Source organism: Clostridium sp. ZBS15 (assembly GCF_023845705.1).
In the GTDB taxonomy this organism is placed as follows: domain Bacteria; phylum Bacillota; class Clostridia; order Clostridiales; family Clostridiaceae; genus Clostridium; species Clostridium aquiflavi.
This window is the reverse complement of record NZ_JAMQHY010000111.1, coordinates 1-236: the sequence shown is the minus strand read 5'-3', so window position 1 is coordinate 236 and position 236 is coordinate 1. Positions and strand designations below refer to the sequence as shown.

The window sequence follows — 236 nt, the reverse complement described above, 5'->3', positions numbered from 1 at the left end:
GGAGGGAAAGAGGGGAGATCTCAGGGGGGGGCGTAGCCCTTAAAAAAAAAAAAAAAACTCCAACTTCTCCCCCCCCTTACCCATTACCACATCCACACCTTTCCATATCTTCCTCTTCTCGAACACTCCCTCTCCCCCCCACCCCCCCCCAACATCTCCCCTTTTCCCCTCCACCCCCCCCTCCCCCCCCCCTCCCCCCTCGTCCCCCCCCCCCCCCCCCCCCCCCCCCTCCCCCC

1 pseudogene is annotated in these 236 nt (G+C 64.4%); it reads left to right on the top strand.

Features of this window, described 5'->3' with window-relative positions:
- Positions 1 to 236: pseudogene (locus NG904_RS17700) on the top strand (hypothetical protein); the annotation flags it as partial.